Here is a 21,377-nt window from a genome sequence, read left to right as displayed (position 1 = left end):
TCCAAGTTGGAGGACCCATGGATACGAGAATGAGAGAGAACCGAAAAGTTGCGCTGATTACCGGTATAACAGGTCAGGACGGCGCGTATCTGGCCGAAATGCTCTTGGAGAAGGGCTATATCGTTCACGGCCTCAAGCGACGCTCATCGTCCTTCAACACCAGTCGTATCGAGCATCTCTACGAGGATCCCCACATCGAGAATCCTCGCTTTATTCTGCATTTCGGGGACATGACCGATTCAACGAATCTCATCCGTGTCGTTCAGGAAACGCAGCCGGACGAGATCTATAATCTCGCCGCACAGAGCCACGTTCAAGTCTCTTTCGAGACGCCGGAATACACGGCTAACGCGGATGGAACCGGCACTCTTCGGCTACTTGAAGCAATTCGCCTCCTGGGGCTGACCAAAAAGACCCGCTTCTATCAAGCGTCCACCTCAGAGCTCTACGGCAAAGTCCAGGAAGTCCCGCAGAGCGAAACGACGCCTTTCTACCCCCGATCACCCTACGCGGCGGCCAAGCTCTACGCCTATTGGATTGTGGTCAATTATCGCGAGGCATACGGCATGCACGCCTCGAACGGCATTTTGTTCAATCATGAAAGCCCAATCCGCGGCGAAACATTCGTGACACGCAAGATCACCCGGGCGGCGGCGGCGATCCATCTTGGCCTGCAGGAAAGGCTCTATCTCGGCAATCTGGATGCCAAGCGCGACTGGGGACATGCACGAGAATATGTCCGCGGCATGTGGCTGATGCTGCAACAGGACGAACCGGAGGATTATGTCCTGGCGACAGGCGAAACGCACTCGGTTCGTTCCTTTGTCGATAAGGCTTTTGCCAAGGTGGGCATGCCAATTGATTGGCGTGGGAACGGGGTTGAGGAAAAGGGATACGATAAGACATCCGGTCAGTGTGTGGTGGAGATCGATCCAGCTTACTTTCGTCCGACTGAAGTTGATCTTTTGATCGGCGATCCGACGAAGGCGCACACCAAGCTTGGCTGGAAACACGAGACCAGCCTTGATCAGCTGGTTGCGGAGATGGTTCGCGAGGATCTGAAAGTCATGGCACGAAATGTTCCGTCGCTAGGCGCAACCAAAGGCTTTGCTCATGCCTGAGGTGATCTACAGCCTTGCCGGAAAAAGGGTCTATGTCGCGGGCCACCGCGGCATGGTGGGCTCTGCGATCGTGCGGCGTCTCGCTTCCGAGGGTTGCGAGATTTTGACGGCCACCCGCGCCGAGGTCGACCTCAGACGGCAGGAGCAGGTGGAGGCCTGGATGAGTAAGAATCGTCCCGACGCCGTCTTCCTGGCTGCGGCGAGGGTCGGCGGCATTCTGGAGAACGCTACCTATCCGGCCGACTTTCTTTACGACAACTTGATTCTCCAAGCGAACGTCATCCACGCAGCCCATAGAACTCACGTCGAAAAACTGATGTTTTTGGGCTCGTCCTGCATTTATCCGAAATTCGCCGACCAGCCGATCGTGGAGGACTCCCTTCTGACTGGATCGCTTGAGCCCACGAATGAATGGTATGCGATCGCCAAAATTGCCGGATTAAAGCTCTGCCACGCCTATCGCAAACAGCACGGTAGAGATTTCATCTCGGCCATGCCGACCAATCTTTATGGTCCCGAGGACAATTTTGACCTCGGGTCAAGCCATGTCATGCCGGCGCTCATACGCAAGGCGCATGAAGCCAAGGTCAACCAGCAGCAAGAGATCTGCATCTGGGGTACTGGCACGCCGCGGCGCGAATTCCTGCATGTTGACGATTGTGCCGACGCCTGCCTCCATCTCATGAAGACCTATTCCGCCGAAAGTCATGTGAATGTCGGTTCCGGCGAAGACATTTCCATCCTCGAATTGGGACAACTCGTCTCCAAGGTCGTTGGCTTCGAAGGCAAGATCAAGCACGACCTCACCAAGCCAGATGGAACGCCACGTAAACTCTTGAGCATCGACAAGCTTCGCGCTCTCGGCTGGTCTCCCAAGATCGGTCTGAAGGAGGGTATCGAAGACGCCTATCGCTCTTTCCTTGACGGTCATTATCTCGAACGCAGCAACAGGATTATTTCCGGCGACCTGGTCGGCCAAAGCGACATCGGTATTGAGAGAGCCGAGACTTCGGCGCTGCATGCGTCCACGCTCTCTTCGGTCGCACATCATCCTCGCGCATAGCGAATTTGCGCGAGGCACAATGAGCTTTTGTCTCGGGGGGACGCATATGCGGGGATGGAGCAAACAATGCGACCGGTAGAAATCAGGATTGTAGCGCTCATTTTCCTGATAGTCGTGTGGGCGCTGATTATCGGTGCGGCAATGGATTTTTTCGCGGTCGAGATGCCGATATCGCTTGTCGCTCTATTAAACGGATAACCACGTCGGATGGCTCCACGAGATCGCCTTCGGCCGGGCTGTCGGACGACGATTGCTACGGTAAAGTCGGCAGGCGCGGCCGCACCCACATGCAAACCGTTGCTCGAGCCAGTTTGCCAAACCAGCTCCGACTTTGCCGGGCTGCGCCTTGAGACAGGGTGGTTTCTGGAGCAATAGAATCAGTTAGTTACGCGCATCCACAGGAAAAATTGTTACGAGCATCGACCGGAAGCGTGGTACACAATCGAAATGGTGCTTTAGAACAGGATGATTTTAGGCCCGGTCGGCCTAAAATCTGAATCCTGTTCTACATTAGATAGTTAGAGCATGATGTCATGAGAAAACCGCTCACACTTTTCGGCATCATGCTCCAGGGAAGACGATCATGCGGTATCTTCGATCAGGGCCGCGTCGGCTTCAAACCCAGGACATGGGTGCCCCGCGCGCCAAAACAATTGGCCTCAGGTCCGGTGAAATCGCCGATCGAAATATTCGCGTCATTCTGGAAGCCATCCGCCGCCATGGTCCGTTGACGCGGATGGAGCTTGGCCGGCATAGCGGCCTGTCAGGCCCCGGCATCACCAATATTCTTCGCCGATTGGCCGACCAGAAGCTTGTCACCTCCCATCGCCGCAGCGGTGCCGGTGGCGGGGCGACCGCCACCGAGTTCGCCTTGCGTCCGGAAGGCGCCTTTTCGATCGGCGTCAAACTCCGCCAGCGGCGCGGCGAGATCGTGCTCATCGATCTCAGCGGCCAGGCTCATGATCGGGTCTATTTCAGCCTGGGCCCCACAGACAGGGTCGGCGCGGTGCACGCCGCCGTCAAGGACATCGCCGATCGCCACGCCGCCATGCCGATCCTCGGCCTTGGCATCGCCGCCAACGATTGGACGGACGAGCAAAGCGATCAAATCGCCGCACTGTCGGCGATCGCCCGTCCCTATGCCGAGAACGAGTGCACCGCGAGCCTACTCGCAGAGCGCACGATCGGCAGCTCTACGCGGGAGGGCGGGCTGGCGATGATCATCATCGATGACGACGTTCAGGCTGGTTTTCTCATTCGCGGCATTCCCTATTCCGGCGTCCACGGCAGGGCGGGCAGCATCGGCGAAATGCTGACCGGCCCCGACAATGTCCAGCTGAACACCGTCGTCGGTTTCGAGTCCCTGCGGTCGAGGATCGGCGACCAGGAATTCACGCGCTTGCTGGACGGGGAAGAATTCTCCTCGCCATCATTGTCGCAATGGATACGCGAGGCCGCCGGCCATCTGCTCGACCCGATCATCGCCATGGCCGGCTTTCTTGCGCCCAGCGTCGTCATGATCGGGAGCGATTTGCCACAAGGCGTGATCGAAGCCCTGATCCATCAACTTTCCATCGAGCGGCGCGACACCTCGACGAGGCCGTTGCTGACACCATGGATTTCGCCGATGAAACCGGCGAGCTTCAGCGGCGGCGGGGTGGCACTCGGTGCCGCCCTCCTGCCCTTCCTCAACACTTTACTGCTGCCGCCAGCTTCCGCCTGACGCCATTGCGTATCATGCATCACGCTAGAGCATGATGCCGAAAAGTCTGGGCGGTTTTCGGACGACATCATGCTCTAGCTATCTAATGTAGAACAGGAATCAGATTTTAGGCCGACCGGGCCTAAAATCATCCTGTTCTAGCGCTTCGTCGGCATGGCTGAGATCGGATGCCAGCGCCTTGTCGAGGATCTTCTGGATATTGGCGGCGCGGCGGAACGACGGTTCCTGCGTCCTGCCGGCTCGCACGGCCTGGACGAAACGCTGGTAGTTGGTCTCGACAGGATCGAACGGCACGTCGCTCCAGGTCGCAGTATGCACGTCTTCGCCGAGACAGGCGCGCAGCGTCGATTGTCCCGTATCGTAAATCATCTCGATCGAGCCGGTTTCGCCGTAGACCCTGAGGCGCAACTGATCCATCTGGCCGGCTGCCGTGCGTGTGGCCTGAATCGTGCCGATCGCACCATTGGTGAAATCGACATTCATCGTGAAGCTGTCGTTCGCATCGAGATCATATTCGCCGATCTTGTGGCCTGGCGCCTTGTCGAAGGTTTTCAGCCGCGCGAAGACATGGGCGACGTCGAGCCCCGAACCGTATGAGGCGAAATCGACGATGTGGATGCCGATATCGCCGAGTGCGCCGTTCGATCCATGCTTCTTGCTCAGCCGCCACAGCCATTTGCTTTCGCTCTTCCAGTCGCCCCAGTGTCGACCGACCAGCCAGCTTTGAAGGTGGGAGGCCTCGACATGGCGCACCGCGCCGATTTCGCCGGCGAGCACCATCTGCCGACCTTTCTGCAGCGCCGGCGAGTTGCGATAGGTGAAATTGACCATGCCGACCTTGCCCGATCGCTCGATCGCCTCGGTCATCTCCATCGCCTTGACCGCATCGGTGGCAAGCGGCTTTTCGCAGAAGACGTGTTTTTCGGCGGCGATCGCCTGAAGCGTCGTCGGGTGGTGGATGTTATCAGGCGTGACATTGGCGACCGCATCGAACTCGCCCCAGGCGAGAGCCTCTTCGAGGGAAGTGAATTGATTGGCGATGCCATGTTCGGTGCAAAAGGCAGTAAGCCTTTCCGCAACGACATCGACGCCTCCAACGACGCTGACGCCTTCGATCGCCTTGAATCTCGCGGCGTGCTGGTTGGCCATGCCGCCTGTGCCGAGAATGAGTAACCGCATCTTATCCTCCATGAGTTCGCTTCCGGCTACCGCGCAGCCGGACAAAACCTTTGCCTTGCCATCGCGGCCATCCGCGATCGCCTCGTGCTCTTCTTCAGGAAAATTGCGGATGGATGCGCCACGTGTCCGAAAGGCACGCGCTCCGTCACTTTAATTGGCGCATATCCCTTCCGAAAACCAGCGTGCGCGCTAGCTGCTGTTGAATGTCGCCAGCATTTCGATCCTCCCAAAAGCTCTGGCTTGACATCAAATCAAAGTAACTTAATCTATTTAATGCAGCACGGAAATGAGGAGAGGTCAACTGACCGCCAGGCTGTATTCGTTCCAAATGGGGAGGAGACCCATCATGAAGAGCGCCACCGTCAGCGCATTTGCGCTGAGCACAATGTTATTTTCAGCATCCGTTTCATTTGCCCAGGAACTCGCTACCAAGGACAGGATCGGCTTGGCCGATGCCCCGAAATCCCTCGTCGTCCGTCTGACGAACGACAGTCCGAACAATGCGGATCCGGCGATCGCCGAGGGCTATCAGAAGCTCTTCGTCGATTTCATCAAGAAGCATCCCGACTGGAAACTGCAGATGCAGTTCATGTCGTCGGACATCGGCACCGAACAAGCCAAGATGCTGGAGCAGGCCAAGGCCGGCAATGCGCCCGATTGCGCCGCCGTCGATTCCTTCGTGCTTTCACAGTTCATGGTCAATCACGTGCTTGCGGACTTCACACCCTACTTCTCGAAGGAAGAAGTGGCTGACCTCTTCCCCTTCATCCGCAGCGGCATCACCGACAAAGACCAGACGGTCCGGGCATGGTGGTGGGACACGGACCTTCGGGTGCTCTACCGCAACAAGTCGATCGTCGCGGATGCGCCGCAGACATGGGACGACCTGAAAAAGGCCGCGCTCGCCTCCACCAAGGAAGGCATGGAAGGCGTGCTCTTCAATGGCGGGCGCTGGGAAGGGACGACGTTCGACTGGCTCGCAAATTATTGGGCGCTCGGCGGCAAGCTCGTCGACGACTCCGGCAAGCCGGTCTTCGGCGAAGGCGAGAACAAGGAGAAATTCCTCAAAGCGCTGAATTACTTCAAGGATCTCGTCGATTCCGGCGCAGCGCCCAGGCGCGTCAGCACGATCGCCAATTACGACGACATGAATGCTGCGGCCGCAGCGGCGACGACGGCGCTCTTCATCGGCGGCAACTGGCAATATGCGCAGTTGAAGACGACGCTCGACGCGGACGAATTCAAGAACTGGACCTTCTCGCCAATCCCCGGTCCCAGTGCCGATCAGCGCTCGACCGGCACCGGCGGCTGGACGATCGCCTCCTTCAGCAAGGACAAGGACAAGGTCGAGATGTGCGCCAACCTCGCACGCGAGGTCTATATGGGGCCGGCAAACGCGCTGCAGCAGCAGCTGCCGACCCGCAAATCGCTCTTCGACAAATATGAGGTGTTCTCCACGGAGGCCAACAAGACCTTCGCCGCGGCTCTGGTCGACGGCCAGGCACGCCCCGGTGTGCCGATCTATCCGGAGATCTCCAACCAGATCCAGATCATGATGGGCGACGTGCTCTCCGGGACCAAAAAGCCGGAGGACGCTTTGAATGCCGCCTTCAACGCGGCAATGGAGGCTTACAAGCGCCTGTAACCCCGCGCCAAGCAATCGTAACGCTTCAGACAGCGGCGACGCCTGCCCTTCAGGCGTCGCCGACTTTGCCAAACCCGGACAGAGAGCTAATGAGCCCCATTGCCATCGAGGCTGACAGCCCGCCTCAAAGCAGAACGTTCATGCGCCGTTTCGCCGGCGCGCCCTTGCCCTGGATCATGCCCGTGATCATCGTCATCGGCATTTTCTATCTTTATCCGGTCATCGACGTTTTCAGGCTGTCATTTACCAATGCGACGCTGATCGGCGACAATCAGCAATATACGCTGGGCTCGATCACCAATGCCTTGAGTTCGCCGCAGCTGCCCGACATTTTATGGGCGACGCTGATTTTCGTCGGCGGCAGCGTTATCGGCCAGCAAATTCTGGGCATTGCCGTTGCCGTCGTGGTTATCCGCGGCGAAAAACGCGGCCTGTTCGGCACCACGATCCTGAGAACGACGGCGCTGATCGCCTGGGTCGTCCCCGGCATTGCCGGCGGCATCATCTGGCAGATGCTGTTTTCCGAAGCGCCTTACGGCGCATTGAACAGCATTTTGCGGCTGATGCACATGCCTGTTGTCGCCTGGCTTTCCGATCCCGCAATCGCCCCATGGTCGACGCTGATCTCCAACATATGGCGCGGCACGGCCTTTTCGATGGTCGTCATGTATGCGGCGCTGAAGGCGATCGATCCCTCGCTCTACGAAGCCGCCGAGGTCGATGGCGCAACCGCATCGCAGCAGTTCTTCTTCATTACCCTGCCGCAGCTGCGCGCGGCGATCCTCGTCAATATGATCCTCATCACGATTCAGACGGTGAATACTTTCGATGCGATCATCACGCTGACCGGCGGTGGTCCGGGGCGCGCGACCGAGGTCATCTCGCTCTACGTTTTCAATATCGTCTTTAGAAACTACGATCTATCAGGCGGCAGCGTGCTCTCCGTGCTCATGCTGATCATCAGCCTCGGGCTTGCTTTCGTCTATGCGTCATTCCTACCGAAGGAGGAAGAGCAATGAGCGGACGGACCGGAACGCGGCTCGGCGATGCCTTCAGCTATCTCTTCATGCTGGTGATGTTCATCTTCTTCGCCGGCCCCCTCACCTATCTCCTGTCGATGGCGATGCGTGACAAGCGCGAGATCTATCGCGGCGCGGCGCGCTATATTCCCCAGAATCCCACCATCGACAATTTCATCACCGTTCTGAACAACAGCTATTTCCCGGTCTATCTCTGGAACGGTCTCAAGCTTGCGGCCTTGAGCGGCTTCGGCGTGCTGATCGTAGCACTGCCCGCGGCTTACGCCTTTTCCCGCTTTCAATTCCGCGGCAAGGGCCTGTCGATGATGGGTCTGCTGCTTTTCCAGATGATTTCGCCGCTTGTCATCATGGTGCCGCTCTACCGCTACATGAACCGCCTCGGAATGCTGGACACCCATTTTGCCGTCGTCATGGTCTATATCGCCCTCGGCGTTCCGCTGGCGACCTGGCTTTTAAAGAGCACCGTCGACGGCATTCCGCGCAGCCTCGACGAGGCCGCCATGATCGACGGCTGCAACAGGTTTTCGGTGTTCTGGCGTATTGTTCTGCCCTTGTCGGCGCCGGGCATCGCCTCGGTCTTCATCATCACGGTGATTGCCGGCTGGTCGCAATTCCTGGTGCCTTTCCTGCTACTCACCAAAAATGACCTGATGCCGATCGGCGTCGGAATCTTTAACTTCCGCGGCATGCAGACCGACTCGTCCATCCAGCTTCTCGCCGCCGCCTGCCTGATCTCGGTCGTTCCGGCGATCGTGGCCTTCCTGTCGCTCCAGAGGCTGATCCTCGGCGCAATGACCAGCGGCGCGGTGAAGGGATGAGGGACGGCCAATCTCCATGCGTGAGGAAGGATACGACCCCATGAACCAGACGCTCGGCGCCAGGCTTTCCCCGGATTTGACCGGCGCCAATGTCGAAGATGCAGGCGAGCACAACAGGGCCGTCGTCCTGCGCTGCATCCATCGCCAGGCACCGATTTCACGCGCCGAAATCGCTCGGCAGACGGGTTTTACCAAACCGGCAATCGCTCGCATCGTCGATCGTTTGCTGGATGAGGGCCTGATCATGGAAGCCCGTCGGCGGCATGGGCTGAGAGGGCAGCCGGCGATTGAACTGGAGATCAATCCGGACGCCTGTTTTGCGATCGGCATCAATATCGATCGCGATCATCTGACCGTCCTGGCCGTCGATGCTGTCGGCAATGTCCGTGCCCGCGTGCATCATGAAAAGCGCTTCATCCTGCCGGCAGAATTCCTGCAGCTGACATCAGATGCGATTTCGCATTTCCAGCGCAGCCGGCTGATCGACGACGCGCGCCTGGCCGGCATCGGTCTGGCGATGCCGGATTGGCTTGGGGAGATTTCGCTGCTCGGTAAGCCCAAGGCCTATCAGGAATGGACGGCATTCGATGTGCGCGCGGCACTGGAAAACCTGACACAGCATCCTGTCTTCATCGAAAATGAAGCCAATGCCGCAGCCCTTGCCGAGCTCGATTATGGACTGGGGGCCGAAAGCAGCAGCTTCTTCTACATCGCCATCAATGCCTGCCCCGGCGGAGGTCTCGTGCTTGACGGCAACGGTCATCGCGGCGCCATGGGCCTCAGCGGCGAGATTGGCTGGCTTCCAATTGCCGACGGCAGAGACGAAAAGAGCCAAAAGGTCCAGCTTCTCGGCGAGATATTTTCGCTGTTTTCCCTTTACGATTTTCTTGCGCGGCACGCCGTCGAGGTGAGTGTTCCGCACGATCTCCTGAGCCTGGATGCGCATGGCAGGCGCCTGGTTTCGCAGTGGCTGAAGGAAATGAGCGCGCACCTGGCCGTCGCCGTCAAGCATATCGGCATGATCGTCGATCCCGACGCCGTCCTCGTCGGCGGCAGACTGCCGATCCGCATCGTCGACGAGTTGCTGCGTTATGTGCACGAGCATCTCGACCCCGAGGATACCAACCTGCCCTCGCTTCATCGCGCCTCGCTCGGCGAGGATGCCTCGGCGATGGGGGCGGCAGCCATGCCGATGGCGGCAGCACTGATGCTCGCATCGGCCGACGCGGCTCAACGCACCCGGTCGCCGCTCAAAAACATGGATCGCCTGAACAGCTGAAAACGGCCGGCACGGCCCCAGGCATTTGGTGAAGATGGGAGGATTTTGGTGAAGATCGGCTTTTACACCTCGACATTCAATGATCGCCCACTGGAGGAAGTGGTGGATTTCGCCGCATTGGCGGGGTTCGATGCCATCGAAATCGATGTCGGCGGCCATATCAAAACGCCCGACCGGGTTGAGGCCGCCGTCGCCCTCGCCCGCAGCCGCGGCCTCTTCGTCTCCTCGATCACCTATTTCGGCAATCAGCTCGACGCCGACCGCGACAAGCGCCGGGAGCTTCGGGCGAAAACCGCCGATTTTGCCAAGGCAATCGGTGAGGCCGGCGTCCCGATCTTCGTGATTTTTCCCGGCCGCGACGACAGCGCCAGCGAAGACGCCAATTATGACGACTTCGCCGAATTCGCAATCAGGCTGATCGGAGAGACGCAATCCGTCGGCCTGAACTTCGCGATCGAAAACTGGCCGGGTCCGAAGGACAGTTTCATCGGCACGACGCCGAGAGGATGGCAGGAGCTTTTTCGGCGAATCCCGGATCCTCGCTTCGGCTTGGAATTCGACCCGTCGCATCTCATCCGCATCGGCGTCGATCCTTATCAGGCGATGGAAGCAGTGAAGGATCGCATCGCCATCCTGCACGCCAAGGATACGGCGATCGATAAAGATGTGCTGGAGGCTGTGGGGTATCACGGCAAGGGCTGGTGGCAATACAAGCTGCCCGGTCTCGGCCTCATCGACTGGCCGCGCTTTCTGCGCCAGGCGCGTGGGGCCGGCTTCGACGGCACGCTGTCGATCGAGCACGAGGACGCCGCCTATGGCTGGCCCGGCAAGGATTTGTCGGCGCGTAAGGAGGGCGAGCGTCTCGGCCTCGATTATCTCAGAAATGTCTTGAGCAGGCTTTGATAGCGATTTCAGGAGGACTGCAATGGCCCATGTTTCGGTCAACAATGCACGCAAGGATTACGGCGCTTTCAAAGCCATTAAAGGCGTATCGGTCGACATCGGCGACGGCGAGTTCGTCGTTCTGGTCGGCCCCTCGGGCTGCGGAAAATCCACGTTGCTCAGGATGATCGCCGGCCTGGAAGGCATCACCTCAGGGCAGATCCAGATCGGCAGGCATATCGTCAACGAGCTTGCGCCCAAGGATCGGGACATCGCCATGGTGTTTCAGAATTACGCGCTCTATCCGCACATGACCGTTGCAAAGAATATGGGTTTTTCGCTGCGGCTGAAACGAATGCCGAAGACGGAGATCGATCAGCGGGTCGGCAATGCCGCCAAGATCCTCGGCCTGGAAAGTCTGCTGGAGAGATATCCGAAACAGCTGTCGGGCGGCCAGAGGCAGCGCGTCGCCATGGGCCGGGCGATCGTGCGCGACCCGGCCGTCTTCCTCTTCGACGAGCCGTTGTCGAACCTCGACGCCAAGCTCAGAGTACAGATGCGCTCAGAGATCAAGGAACTGCATCAACGGCTGCAGACGACCACCATCTACGTCACCCACGACCAGATCGAAGCCATGACCATGGCCGACAAGATCGTCGTGATGAAGGACGGAGTGATCGAACAGTCAGGCTCGCCGCTGGAATTGTACGACCGCCCCAACAACCTTTTCGTTGCTGGCTTTATCGGCTCACCCGCGATGAATTTCATCAGCGGCAACATGACGCAAGACGGGTTCCGAACCGCCGACGGGCTGCTGCTGCCGAGCGAGCGCCGCCCGGATGATGCCGTGACTTATGGCATCCGTCCCGAGCATATTTTGCTGGATTCCAACGGCATCGAAGTGACGACCGTCGTCGTGGAGCCTACGGGTTCGGAAACGCTGGTTATCGTCCGGTTAGGAACGCAGACGCTCACCTGCGTCTTCCGGGAGCGGATCAGGGCGGCTCCGGGCGAGGTGCTGAGGATTGCTCCGGTCCCTGATGCCGTTCACCTGTTTGCCGCCGGCGAGCAACGGATCACATCAGGCGAAACCCCGGTGAATTAAGCCGGCCGATTGCCCCTCCCCTTCGGCCGGGTGTCGGCCGGGGGCGCGTTTTCCGCGCCCCCGGCCGCGAAAACTCTTAAGTCTTCAGGCACTACAGCGCAAAGGACGCTGTAACTTGGAATTGCTGCAGCACCGGCCAAGTGCTTGAACCAACGCCGAAAAGGTTAATATGCGTTAACCTTAAAATTCTTGGCTGGCATCGGAGAATCGCGGATAATAACGGTTAGCAGGGCTTTTGATCCCGAAAATCGTTATCCGAGAGATTGCTGCCAATGAACGCTAGTTTGATGCCTTTGAACAAGGCGCCGTTGCAATTCGAGGATCAGATCCTCGAACATGGCGACGTGATTTCAAAGAAGCTGCATCTGCTCAGCGTGCAGCGCTTTCCGCCCAATGCGAAGAAAACGCTGCGCAACTTCTCCCTGGCGGAGGTCGCGAATTTCGTCGGTGCCTCGCAAAGCACGCTGAAGAAACTCCATCTCGAAGGCAAAGGCCCCTGCCCGCAAACGTCGCCCTCCGGACGCCGCTCCTACACCGCCGAGCAGATGCTGGAACTGAGACGATATCTCGATGTCCACGGCCGCTCCGAAAGCCGCATGTATGTTCCCCATCGCCGCGGCAATGAGAAGCTGCAGGTGCTGGCCGTCGTCAATTTCAAAGGCGGCTCCGGCAAGACGACGACGGCCGCCCATCTTGCCCAGCATCTTGCGCTGACCGGCCACCGCGTGCTTGCCGTCGATCTCGATCCGCAGGCATCGCTCTCGTCCCTGCATGGGTTCCAGCCGGAGTTCGACCAGGCCGCATCCATCTACGAAGCGATCCGCTACGACGGCGAGAAGAAGCCGCTCGCCGACATCATCCACAGGACGAATTTTCCCGGCCTCGATATCGTGCCGGCCAATCTCGATCTGCAGGAATACGAATACGACACGCCGCTCGCCATGGCCGACAAATCGACCAATGAGGGCAAGACGTTTTTCACCCGCATCTCGCGCGCCCTTGCCGAAGTCGACGATCGCTACGATGTCGTCGTCATCGATTGCCCCCCACAGCTCGGTTACCTCACCTTGACGGCGCTGACGGCGGCAACAAGCGTGCTGATCACCATCCATCCGCAGATGCTCGACGTCATGTCGATGGGCCAGTTCCTGCTGATGCTCGGCGGCATCCTGAAGCCGATCCGCGCGGCCGGCGCCGAAGTGAACCTCTCCTGGTACCGCTATCTGATCACCCGCTACGAGCCGACCGACGTGCCGCAGGCGCAAATGGTCGGCTTCATGTCGACGATGTTCCACGAGTTCATGCTCCGGAACCAGATGGTCAAATCGACGGCGATCTCGGATGCCGGGATCACCAAGCAGACGCTCTACGAGGTCGAGCGTTCGTCGATGAACCGGGGAACCTACGATCGGGCGCTGGAGGCGATGGGCTCGGTCAACGCAGAGATTGCCGATCTCATTCACCAGGCATGGGGGCGATGAACTTGTCGGCTGACAAATTCATCGTTTCCTTAAACCGAATCAATTGATTGACCGCAATCGGAGGACGTGATGGCACGAAAGAATCTTCTGGAAGGGCTGGGCGACATGCCTGACGAGGGCGCAGGCGCGCCGAACTATCCGATGCGCGGGGCAGGCCGGTCGCTTGTCCGCTCGCTGGATGAACTGGCCAAACAGGCGGAGAAGTTCCTGGAGGGCGAGGCGGTCGTCGATCTCGACCCGGATGTCGTCGATGTCTCCTTCGTCAAGGACCGTCTGTCCGAGGACGACGAGGAATTCCGCGCGCTGGTCGAAGCGATCCGCGCCCGCGGGCAGGATACACCGATCCTGGTGCGTCCCCATGGCAAGATCGACGGACGCTATCAGGTTGTCTTCGGCCATCGGCGCCTGCGCGCGGCCCGCCAACTCGGCCGCAATGTCAGGGCCGTCGTCAAGGCGATCGACGATCGGACCCATGTCATCGCCCAAGGGCAGGAGAATTCGGCCCGGGCCGATCTTACCTTCATCGAGCGCGCCCTCTTTGCCAGCCGGCTGGAGGAGCTTGGCTACGACAGGGAGGTCATCTCGACCGCACTCGCCGCCAATGCGGCGTCGATTTCGAAGATGATAACGGTAATGGATCGCATCTCGCCGGAGGTCGTCGAGGCGATCGGCGCTGCGCCCGGCATCGGCCGTGAGCGCTGGGTGGAGCTTTCGCTGCTCGCCGGCAAGTCGGCCAATGCGGCCGATATCGCCAAGATCCTGGAAGACGACGATTTTCTTGGATCGCCCTCCGACAAACGTTTCGAAGCGCTCTACACGGCGCTGAACAAAAGCGCCCGGCCGGTGAAGAAAACCCAAGCCGCGGCAGGCAAGGTCAAATGGCAGCCGCGGGACAAGGCAGTTCAGGCAGAAATGAAGAATGACGGCAAGGCATTTTCGCTTTCGATGAAAGCCAGGAATGCCGGCCGCTTCGGAAAATTTCTCTCCAGCAGGCTGGATGTGCTCTATGAGCAATTCCTCGCCGAGGAGAGCAATCAAGGAGACTGAAACCGCAAAAGAAAAAGGCCCCCAAACGACCAGGTCGTGGAAGCCCTTCTCCTATCCTTAAGCAAGACAGAGAATCGCATTTTCACGAATCCCAGTCAAGAGTCCTGCAGCGCCGCCCGTGTCTTTTTCAGACACGTAAGGAACGCTGTAGCGCTTTGAAGCTACGCGCCGTTTGGTGAGCGGATTTCTTTTGCCTGATGAAAGGTGAAGGAAATGGAGAGTGAATGTGTGACGACGCCCTTCGGGCGGCGGCCAATGTCGCTTGCCATGCTGCTGAAACAGCGGCGAGGCGAAGCGATCGAGCCCGGGACGAGACGCAACAAGTGGAAACTGTTCAGATCTGTCTGCGAGGCCCGCGCGCGTCTCGGCGTGAGCGACCGGGCGCTGACGGTGCTCGATGCGCTGCTGACATTTTTTCCCGACGACGAGCTGTCCGGTGGGAAAGGACTGGTCGTCTTTCCCTCGAACGCGCAACTTTGCCTCAGGGCACGCGGCATGGCCGCCGCGACATTGCGCCGGCATCTCGCAGGTCTCGTTGAAGCCGGCCTCATCTCCCGCAAGGACAGCCCGAACGGCAAGCGCTATATCAGGCGCCACAGGGAAGGCGGGCTCGACGAGGCCTATGGCTTCAGCCTGGCGCCGCTTCTTGCCCGCGCCACCGAGATCGAAACGATCGCCGCCCGCATCGCCGCTGACCGACAGATGCTGCGCGCAATGAAGGAGCGGCTGACGATCTGCCGGCGCGATATCGCCAAGCTCGTTTCCGCAGCCGTCGCGGAAGCGGTTCCCGGTGACTGGGAGCGCACCTCTTCGATGTTCCAGGCGCTCCTGCAGCGCATTCCGAGGGCAGCAACGCCCGAAAACCTCTCGCCGGTCCTCGAAGAGCTCGAGACGGCGCGCCGAAACATCATCAACACATTGGAATCGCACGATAAAATTCAGATAGCGAGCACCAATGAATCCCAGATTGAGCGCCACATACAGAATTCGAACCCTGAATCCACATCTGAATCTGAACCGGGCTTGGAAACGGGGCAGAAGGCGAACCGAGATTGCGAGCCGAGGGCAGGGCTGGAAAGGTGCGAACCCAGAATGGTGGGGAAGGACGGGGAGGGATCGCGGGCCATCGCCCGGACGAATGCTGCGGGATTGAAATCTTTCCCGCTCGGCATGGTTCTGCAGGCCTGCCCTGACATTGTCGACTATGGGCCAGGCGCCGCGATCGCCAGTTGGCGGGACCTGATGATGGCGGCGATCGTCGTGCGCTCGATGCTGGGCGTCGGCCCGTCGGCCTATGAGGAAGCGGCGAAGGTGATGGGACCGGAGAACACCGCTGCCGTCATGGCCTGCATCCTGCAGCGGGGAGAGAGCATCAACTCCGCCGGCGGTTATCTCAGGGACCTGACGCGACGCGCCGAACGCGGCGAATTCGCGCTCGGTCCGATGCTGATGGCGCAGTTGCGCACGAGGGGCTCATCTCCCTCGCACCCCGCTCAGGCAGCATTGCGATAGGCCCGCGTGCCGGACGCCGCCCTGCCCAGTTCGAACTGGGTAACCAGCTCGCGCAGGCGCTCGGCCTCGCCGGCAAGCGTGACGCTGGCGGCTGTGGTTTCCTCCACCATTGCGGCGTTTTGCTGGGTCACCTGGTCGAGTTGGTGCATGGCCGCATTGACTTCCGACAGGTTGGTAGACTGTTCGCGCGCCGCGCCTGCCAGTGCTTCCATGAACCGATTGATATCGACGATGAAGCGGCCGATATCACCAAGTGCTGCGCCGGTCTGGTTGACCAGTTCGACGCCGGTGGTGACCTTGGCGGACGACCGCCCGATAAGGTCCTTGATCTCCTTGGCGGCCTGGGCCGAGCGCTGTGCGAGTTCGCGCACCTCCTGGGCGACAACGGCAAAACCCTTGCCGGCCTCGCCGGCCCGGGCAGCCTCGACACCGGCATTGAGCGCCAAGAGGTTGGTTTGGAAGGCAATCTGGTCGATGACGCTGATGATGTTGTTGATCTGCTTGGACGATTCCTCGATCTGCCCCATGGCATCGACTGTCTGGGCCACGACCTTGCCCGAGGCTACGGCGCTGCGATTGGCACTGTCGGCGACACCGCGGGCCTCTTCGGCGATCTTGGAGGCTTCGTTGACCTTGGCAGTCACGGCGCTGAGCGCCGCGGCGGTCTGTTCGAGCGTCGCCGCCTGCCGCTCGGTGCGGCCGGAGAGTTCGTTGGAGCCGTCGCTGATCTCGCGAGTGCCGGAATTGATGATCGATACGCTTTCGGAAACGGAAAGGAGCGTGCCGCCGAGCTGCTCGACGGAGGCGTTGAAATCATTTCGGAGGGGCTCGAATTCCGGCGCGAACCGGTCCAAGAGCTTGAAGGCGAGATCGCCCTCCGCGAGCCGCTTCAGCCCGGCCGCGAGACCCGACGTGGCAACCGTCAGCCGCTCGGCCGCGCTCGCCTCCGCCTGCTCCTGGTCAGCCAGCCGGTTTGCTTCCGCCAGCCGCCGGTTTTCCGCGGCTTCGCCTTCGAGCCGGGTGCGGGCGATGGCGTTCTGGCGGAAGACTTCCACCGAGCCCGCCATCAGGCCGATCTCGTCGCGGCGCCCCGCATAGGGGATCGCCTTGTCCGTCTCGCCGCTCGCGAGCTCCTGCATGGAGTGCGTGATGCGCTGGATCGGGCGCGACACGTGCCGGGCGATGGCGATCAGTATGCCGAGACCGATGATGGCGGCAAGGCCCGCCAAGGCCAATTCGATTTCGATCTTCGTCTCCAACGCGCTGCCGGCGTCAGCCACACTCTCCGTCGCAATCTGATCGACGATGGCATTGACGGCGGCAATTCCGGTCAGGATCGCCTGCTGCGAACGCGCCAGCTTTTCGGCCGTCGGGACCTCTTCCGCCTGCTGCAGTCCAAGGCTGATCCTGACATTCTTATCCCAGACCTCATGCGCCTGGCGGAGCGATCGTACCCCCTCGGTCAGCGAAGCGGCGAGATCGATGCGGCCAAGCTCATCGAGCGATTGCGAGAGCACGCTGTCGGTCGCGTCAAACTCGGCCTTGACCTCGGTCGCCGGCACGAAGTTCGTCATCGACAGCACCCGCTCGACCACCGATGTGGCTTGCCGGAACTGCTGTTCGATATGAGCGGAGGCCAGCTTGGCGTTCACCGCCTCCTGCACCACCGCGGCGACCCGGGTCTGGCCGGTGACCGCCTGGTAGCCGATCAGGAATGCGCTGCCGAAGCCGACGACGATCGTTGCCACCATCGGCACGAGAATCTGCATGCGTATCGAGAGTTTCATTGCCTGCACCTCAGTTCGGCAGCGTCGGCAAGGGGATGTCTTGCTTTTCCGCGGTCAAAGTTCCCAGAAAGGCGATCAAATCTTTGCTCTCCTCTTCCGTCAGCAGGAAGGGCGACATCGCCGGATCGAGCGACGGACGGCTGACGCCGCCGCTTTCATAATGGGCGATCACCTCGTCCATGCTCTTCAGGCTTCCGTCATGCATATAGGGACCACGGTAGAGCGTGTTGCGCAGGCCGGGTGTCTTGAAGGCGTATTTATTGTTCGGGCTGCTCGCGTCGATCTTGTAGCGGCCGATATCGTCGCCTGGCAGACCGATGTCATGGAATTTGTTGTCGGTGAAATTCCAGCCCGTGTGGCAGGAGGAACAGCCCACAGTGCCGGTGAACAACTCAAAGCCCCGCTTGGCGCTGTCCGAAACCGCCTTCTCGTCGCCATCCACCCAGCGATCGAACGGCGACCAGTTGGAAACCACCGTCCGCTCATATGTGGCGATCGCCGTCAGCAGGGTCTCCTTGCTGATGCCCTTGTCGGGAAACACCTCACCGAACCAGTTCTTGTAATCGGGTATGCCCTGCATTTCGATCACGGCGTCGTCGAGCTTTCCGTTCATTTCGGCGGCAGCGGTGATCGGACCTGCCGCCTGCTGCTCCAGGTTCGGCGCGCGCCCGTCCCAGAAGAAGGGCGACACCCAGGCAACGTTCAGAACCGTCGGCGCCTGGCGCGCCAACGGGGTATTGGCGGCGCCGATCGGCGTCGTCACCGGCGTCTCGAAGCCGAAGGAAGGATTATGACAGCTGGCGCAGGTCATGTTCTTGTTGCCGGAAAGCCGGGGATCGAAGAACAGCATCTTGCCGAGCGTCGCCAATTGCGGGGAATAGGCCGTCACCCCCTCGAAAGGGACCGTCAGCGGTCTTTTATAGGCGGAAAGATCCGCGGCCGCGCTGGGCTGGACTGCGGCCAATGCGAAGAGGGAAGCTGCAATCAGGAGACGCGTCATTCTAGCAGGTCCGGAGAACGTTTCTGGCTGATGCTAAAATTAGCGCAATTGCATTAATGGTATGTAAAGCAAAATCTATTTGAGGCCGACGTGAAGATTTTGCCAGCCAGCATTGCAATGCGGATATTTATCCCAGCGAAATACAATACCAGGTCTACTTATATCGATGTTGCGGATGCACGAACGACTTAAAGGAAGCCGGATATGGGCAAACCCAATGTCATCCTGCTCTGGCCGACGCGCCCTTCTTGCCGAGAAGAGCTGCGCGGATCTGTTCGCTCTTGCTCAGCAGGGGAAGGGGAACCGGTACTGGCGCTTCGGGCGCTTCGGCCTTGCCGGTGCTCTGCTTGAGACTCAGGAAGCGTTTTTGCGCGACCAGCCGGTCTTCGGGCGTCATTGGTTCGACGGGTTCGCCCTCGAGGCCGTGGCGCATGGAATCGGGCTGGGCGCTTGCAAAATAGTAGCGCCGGCAGTGAACATAGGCGGCGGTCGCCCGACGCAGCGTCGTCACGCCGGCTTCGGGCTTCAGCAGCGGACGCAGTTCGTTGAAAAGGCCGACGGCAAAGGGAAGGATCGGATCTCCTGCTTTGGCCGGAAGGACGGCGACCGACCGGATCAACAGCATGTTGATCGCGGTTGCCTTCTCAACGTCGAGCTCGGTTGCCGCAATCGGTCCGCGGCTGATCTTCCAGGGCTTGTCCATGCGTCCTCCATATAACGTCCATAGCGACCGACTATGATGGTATTTTGACGAAAAGGGCGAGTAACGGACGTGGCACATCGTCGGTCCGGCTGCAAGCCGCACTGAAGCGGTGCGGCAGCCCTGTGGCGAAATGCCGTTTCCTGGGTTGATGTCGCTCGGTGTTTTCGGAATGCCGTTTCATCTAATCGTTTTTATCGAGCAATATGCATTGACCTCCAGCATCGATTACAGTCCTTATCCGCGCCCAAGATAGAGTGACCGGCCGCGGGGAGGATGTATGCGGGTTTTCTCGAGTATTGACGAGCTGCGCCACACGCTGGATGCGCTGAAGCGGCAGGGGAGGACTGTCGGCCTCGTTCCGACGATGGGCTATCTTCATGCCGGTCATATGGAACTCGTCTCGCGCGCGCGCGCCGAGAACGACATCGTCGTCGTCTCGATTTTCGTCAATCCGCTGCAGTTCGGCCCGGCCGAAGACCTGAGCAAATATCCGCGCGATCCGGAACGCGACGCAGCCATGCTGAAGCAGGTCGGGGTCAATTTCCTTTTTTCGCCCGACGTCGAGGATATGTATCCCCAGCCGATGCTGACCGTCGTCGACGTTCCCGATCTCGGACACGAGCTCGAAGGGGCGGTCAGGCCTGGGCACTTTGCCGGTGTCGCCACCGTCGTCAACAAGCTCTTCAACATCGTGCAGCCGCAGACCGCCTATTTCGGAGAAAAGGACTATCAGCAGGTCGTCATCATCAAGCGCATGGTGGATGATCTGGCCGTGCCGGTGCGGGTGATATCGGTGCCGACGGTTCGGGACGGCGACGGCCTCGCATTGTCGTCGCGCAACGTCTATCTCAGCGAGGCGGAGCGGCGTGCCGCGGTGATCGTGCCTCAGACCCTCGACGAAGCGGAGCGTCTCATCGCCGGCGGCCTGACGGATCCAGCTGAACTCGAGAAAAAGCTCAAGGCGTTTCTCGGTCGAGAGCCTCTGGCAAAGCCCGAGGTCGTTGCCGTCAGGGATGCTTCGACGCTGCAGCCGGTCGCGTCGATCACAGAACCCGTCGTCGTGGCGCTCTTCGTTCGGCTCGGCACGACACGGCTTCTCGACAACCGGGTCCTCGGGGGTAACAGAGTGATCGGCGGGCGGGGCTTGCCGGGAAAGGGAGTGACCAGATGAGTGCGGCCGGAATTCAAAAGCGCCTTACGCCAGCCCGCATTTTAGCAATGAAGGGCGGCAAACCGATCGTCTGCCTCACCGCCTATACGACGCCGATGGCGCGGCTGCTCGATGAGCATTGCGATTTGCTCCTGGTCGGGGATTCGCTCGGCATGGTGCTCTACGGCATGGAGAACACCATTGGCGTCACGCTCGACATGATGATCGCACATGGCAAGGCGGTGATGCGCGGCGTCGGCAAGGCTTGCGTCGTCGTCGACATGCCGTTCGGCAGTTATCAGGAATCGAAAGAGGTTGCCTTCCGCAACGCCGTCCGCATCCTGCAGGAAACTGGCTGTGATGCCGTCAAGCTGGAGGGGGGCGAAGAGATGGCCGAGACCATCGCCTTTCTGACGAAGCGAGGGGTCCCGGTGATGGGGCATATCGGCCTGATGCCGCAGCAGATTAATACCGCAGGCGGTTATCGTTCCGTCGGCCATTCCGAACACGAGACGTCGAAGATCCGGCGTGACGCGCACGCCATCGGCGGCTCGGGCGCCTTTGCCGTTGTCATCGAGGGCACGGTGGAACCGCTCGCCCGAGAGGTGACTTCAGCCATGCACATCCCGAGCATCGGTATCGGCGCCTCCTCAGCCTGCGACGGCCAGGTTCTGGTCTCTGACGACATTCTCGGGCTCTTCAACGATTTCACGCCGCGTTTCGTCAAACGCTACGACGAGCTCGGCAAGCGGGTCACCGAGGCTGCCGCCGCCTATGCCGCCGAGGTGCGATCGCGAAAGTTTCCGGCAGCAGAGCACACGTTCAAGCGGCGATCCTGAGGA

At 60.0% G+C, this 21,377-nt stretch carries 18 protein-coding genes; 14 read left to right on the top strand and 4 right to left on the bottom strand.

Annotated elements, in window-relative coordinates; genetic code table 11:
* Nucleotides 1–17 precede the first annotated feature (17 nt).
* The 3 genes from gmd (at nucleotide 18) to J3O30_RS24395 (ending at nucleotide 3,907) form a co-directional block, all read left to right on the top strand.
* Entirely contained in the window at nucleotides 18–1,121 is a 1,104-nt protein-coding gene (gene gmd, locus J3O30_RS24405; protein ID WP_207585141.1) for a GDP-mannose 4,6-dehydratase, read from the top strand.
* Nucleotides 1,114–2,184, top strand: a complete 1,071-nt coding sequence (locus J3O30_RS24400) for a GDP-L-fucose synthase (RefSeq protein ID WP_207585140.1) — start codon at nucleotides 1,114–1,116, stop codon at nucleotides 2,182–2,184. The genes gmd and J3O30_RS24400 overlap by 8 nt, the downstream gene beginning before the upstream one ends.
* A gap of 583 nt (nucleotides 2,185–2,767) precedes the next feature.
* Nucleotides 2,768–3,907: an ROK family transcriptional regulator gene (locus J3O30_RS24395; RefSeq protein WP_207585139.1), complete on the top strand. Its 1,140-nt coding sequence runs from the start codon at nucleotides 2,768–2,770 to the stop codon at nucleotides 3,905–3,907.
* A gap of 99 nt (nucleotides 3,908–4,006) precedes the next feature.
* On the opposite strand, the gene J3O30_RS24390 is transcribed toward J3O30_RS24395, so the two are convergent.
* On the bottom strand, nucleotides 4,007–5,086 hold the full coding sequence (locus J3O30_RS24390) for a Gfo/Idh/MocA family oxidoreductase (RefSeq protein WP_207585138.1): 1,080 nt from the start codon (nucleotides 5,084–5,086) through the stop codon (nucleotides 4,007–4,009).
* 346 nt (nucleotides 5,087–5,432) lie between these two features.
* Here J3O30_RS24390 and J3O30_RS24385 point away from each other — a divergent pair, with 346 nt between their 5' ends.
* The 9 genes from J3O30_RS24385 (at nucleotide 5,433) to repC (ending at nucleotide 15,895) form a co-directional block, all read left to right on the top strand.
* The gene (locus J3O30_RS24385; RefSeq protein WP_207585137.1) at nucleotides 5,433–6,731 is read left to right on the top strand and encodes an ABC transporter substrate-binding protein; all 1,299 of its coding nucleotides are present in this window, start codon (nucleotides 5,433–5,435) and stop codon (nucleotides 6,729–6,731) included.
* An 89-nt stretch (nucleotides 6,732–6,820) separates the two neighbouring features.
* On the top strand, nucleotides 6,821–7,750 hold the full coding sequence (locus J3O30_RS24380) for a sugar ABC transporter permease (protein ID WP_207585136.1): 930 nt from the start codon (nucleotides 6,821–6,823) through the stop codon (nucleotides 7,748–7,750).
* Complete coding sequence (locus J3O30_RS24375) at nucleotides 7,747–8,589, top strand: carbohydrate ABC transporter permease (protein ID WP_007635896.1); 843 nt, start codon at nucleotides 7,747–7,749, stop codon at nucleotides 8,587–8,589. The genes J3O30_RS24380 and J3O30_RS24375 overlap by 4 nt, the downstream gene beginning before the upstream one ends.
* A gap of 40 nt (nucleotides 8,590–8,629) precedes the next feature.
* Nucleotides 8,630–9,868 carry an ROK family transcriptional regulator gene (locus J3O30_RS24370; RefSeq protein ID WP_207585135.1) on the top strand — a complete coding sequence of 413 codons (1,239 nt, stop codon included), beginning with the start codon at nucleotides 8,630–8,632 and terminating at the stop codon, nucleotides 9,866–9,868.
* 48 nt (nucleotides 9,869–9,916) lie between these two features.
* The gene (locus J3O30_RS24365) at nucleotides 9,917–10,771 is read left to right on the top strand and encodes a sugar phosphate isomerase/epimerase (protein ID WP_207585134.1); all 855 of its coding nucleotides are present in this window, start codon (nucleotides 9,917–9,919) and stop codon (nucleotides 10,769–10,771) included.
* 22 nt (nucleotides 10,772–10,793) lie between these two features.
* Nucleotides 10,794–11,855, top strand: a complete 1,062-nt coding sequence (gene ugpC / locus J3O30_RS24360; RefSeq protein ID WP_207585133.1) for a sn-glycerol-3-phosphate ABC transporter ATP-binding protein UgpC — start codon at nucleotides 10,794–10,796, stop codon at nucleotides 11,853–11,855.
* Between the two features lie 272 nt (nucleotides 11,856–12,127).
* The gene (repA, locus tag J3O30_RS24355; RefSeq protein WP_207585132.1) at nucleotides 12,128–13,336 is read left to right on the top strand and encodes a plasmid partitioning protein RepA; all 1,209 of its coding nucleotides are present in this window, start codon (nucleotides 12,128–12,130) and stop codon (nucleotides 13,334–13,336) included.
* Between the two features lie 69 nt (nucleotides 13,337–13,405).
* The gene (gene repB, locus J3O30_RS24350) at nucleotides 13,406–14,383 is read left to right on the top strand and encodes a plasmid partitioning protein RepB (RefSeq protein ID WP_207585131.1); all 978 of its coding nucleotides are present in this window, start codon (nucleotides 13,406–13,408) and stop codon (nucleotides 14,381–14,383) included.
* A 213-nt stretch (nucleotides 14,384–14,596) separates the two neighbouring features.
* Nucleotides 14,597–15,895 carry a plasmid replication protein RepC gene (gene repC, locus J3O30_RS24345; protein ID WP_207585130.1) on the top strand — a complete coding sequence of 433 codons (1,299 nt, stop codon included), beginning with the start codon at nucleotides 14,597–14,599 and terminating at the stop codon, nucleotides 15,893–15,895.
* Here the strand turns inward: repC and J3O30_RS24340 are convergent.
* From J3O30_RS24340 to J3O30_RS24330, 3 genes are all read right to left on the bottom strand, one after another.
* Nucleotides 15,877–17,682, bottom strand: coding sequence for a methyl-accepting chemotaxis protein (locus tag J3O30_RS24340; RefSeq protein WP_207585129.1), 1,806 nt, complete (start codon nucleotides 17,680–17,682; stop codon nucleotides 15,877–15,879). The genes repC and J3O30_RS24340 overlap by 19 nt on opposite strands.
* A 10-nt stretch (nucleotides 17,683–17,692) precedes the next feature.
* Nucleotides 17,693–18,682, bottom strand: coding sequence for a cytochrome c peroxidase (locus J3O30_RS24335; RefSeq protein ID WP_207585128.1), 990 nt, complete (start codon nucleotides 18,680–18,682; stop codon nucleotides 17,693–17,695).
* A gap of 220 nt (nucleotides 18,683–18,902) precedes the next feature.
* Complete coding sequence (locus J3O30_RS24330) at nucleotides 18,903–19,385, bottom strand: ProQ/FINO family protein (protein WP_207585127.1); 483 nt, start codon at nucleotides 19,383–19,385, stop codon at nucleotides 18,903–18,905.
* Between the two features lie 277 nt (nucleotides 19,386–19,662).
* Here J3O30_RS24330 and panC point away from each other — a divergent pair, with 277 nt between their 5' ends.
* Nucleotides 19,663–20,556: a pantoate--beta-alanine ligase gene (panC, locus tag J3O30_RS24325; RefSeq protein WP_207585126.1), complete on the top strand. Its 894-nt coding sequence runs from the start codon at nucleotides 19,663–19,665 to the stop codon at nucleotides 20,554–20,556.
* Nucleotides 20,553–21,374 (top strand): 3-methyl-2-oxobutanoate hydroxymethyltransferase, encoded by an 822-nt coding sequence (gene panB, locus J3O30_RS24320; RefSeq protein WP_207585125.1) that lies wholly within the window; start codon nucleotides 20,553–20,555, stop codon nucleotides 21,372–21,374. Before panC ends, panB begins: the two co-directional genes overlap by 4 nt.
* The last annotated feature ends 3 nt before the right edge of the window (nucleotides 21,375–21,377 follow it).

Source organism: Rhizobium sp. NZLR1, from assembly GCF_017357385.1.
Taxonomy (GTDB): domain Bacteria; phylum Pseudomonadota; class Alphaproteobacteria; order Rhizobiales; family Rhizobiaceae; genus Rhizobium.
The sequence above is the reverse complement of the archived record's forward strand: the minus strand, read 5'-3'. Positions and strand labels throughout refer to the sequence as shown.

Bases quoted from the DNA above. Each gene is read 5' to 3' on its own strand.
- gmd (WP_207585141.1), top strand. From the start codon at position 18: ATGGATACGAGAATGAGAGAGAACCGAAAAGTTGCGCTGATTACCGGT.
- J3O30_RS24400 (WP_207585140.1), top strand. From the start codon at position 1,114: ATGCCTGAGGTGATCTACAGCCTTGCCGGAAAAAGGGTCTATGTCGCG.
- J3O30_RS24395 (WP_207585139.1), top strand. From the start codon at position 2,768: ATGCGGTATCTTCGATCAGGGCCGCGTCGGCTTCAAACCCAGGACATG.
- J3O30_RS24390 (WP_207585138.1), bottom strand. From the start codon at position 5,086: ATGCGGTTACTCATTCTCGGCACAGGCGGCATGGCCAACCAGCACGCC.
- J3O30_RS24385 (WP_207585137.1), top strand. From the start codon at position 5,433: ATGAAGAGCGCCACCGTCAGCGCATTTGCGCTGAGCACAATGTTATTT.
- J3O30_RS24380 (WP_207585136.1), top strand. From the start codon at position 6,821: ATGAGCCCCATTGCCATCGAGGCTGACAGCCCGCCTCAAAGCAGAACG.
- J3O30_RS24375 (WP_007635896.1), top strand. From the start codon at position 7,747: ATGAGCGGACGGACCGGAACGCGGCTCGGCGATGCCTTCAGCTATCTC.
- J3O30_RS24370 (WP_207585135.1), top strand. From the start codon at position 8,630: ATGAACCAGACGCTCGGCGCCAGGCTTTCCCCGGATTTGACCGGCGCC.
- ugpC (WP_207585133.1), top strand. From the start codon at position 10,794: ATGGCCCATGTTTCGGTCAACAATGCACGCAAGGATTACGGCGCTTTC.
- repA (WP_207585132.1), top strand. From the start codon at position 12,128: ATGAACGCTAGTTTGATGCCTTTGAACAAGGCGCCGTTGCAATTCGAG.
- repB (WP_207585131.1), top strand. From the start codon at position 13,406: ATGGCACGAAAGAATCTTCTGGAAGGGCTGGGCGACATGCCTGACGAG.
- repC (WP_207585130.1), top strand. From the start codon at position 14,597: ATGGAGAGTGAATGTGTGACGACGCCCTTCGGGCGGCGGCCAATGTCG.
- J3O30_RS24340 (WP_207585129.1), bottom strand. From the start codon at position 17,682: ATGAAACTCTCGATACGCATGCAGATTCTCGTGCCGATGGTGGCAACG.
- J3O30_RS24335 (WP_207585128.1), bottom strand. From the start codon at position 18,682: ATGACGCGTCTCCTGATTGCAGCTTCCCTCTTCGCATTGGCCGCAGTC.
- J3O30_RS24330 (WP_207585127.1), bottom strand. From the start codon at position 19,385: ATGGACAAGCCCTGGAAGATCAGCCGCGGACCGATTGCGGCAACCGAG.
- panC (WP_207585126.1), top strand. From the start codon at position 19,663: ATGCGGGTTTTCTCGAGTATTGACGAGCTGCGCCACACGCTGGATGCG.
- panB (WP_207585125.1), top strand. From the start codon at position 20,553: ATGAGTGCGGCCGGAATTCAAAAGCGCCTTACGCCAGCCCGCATTTTA.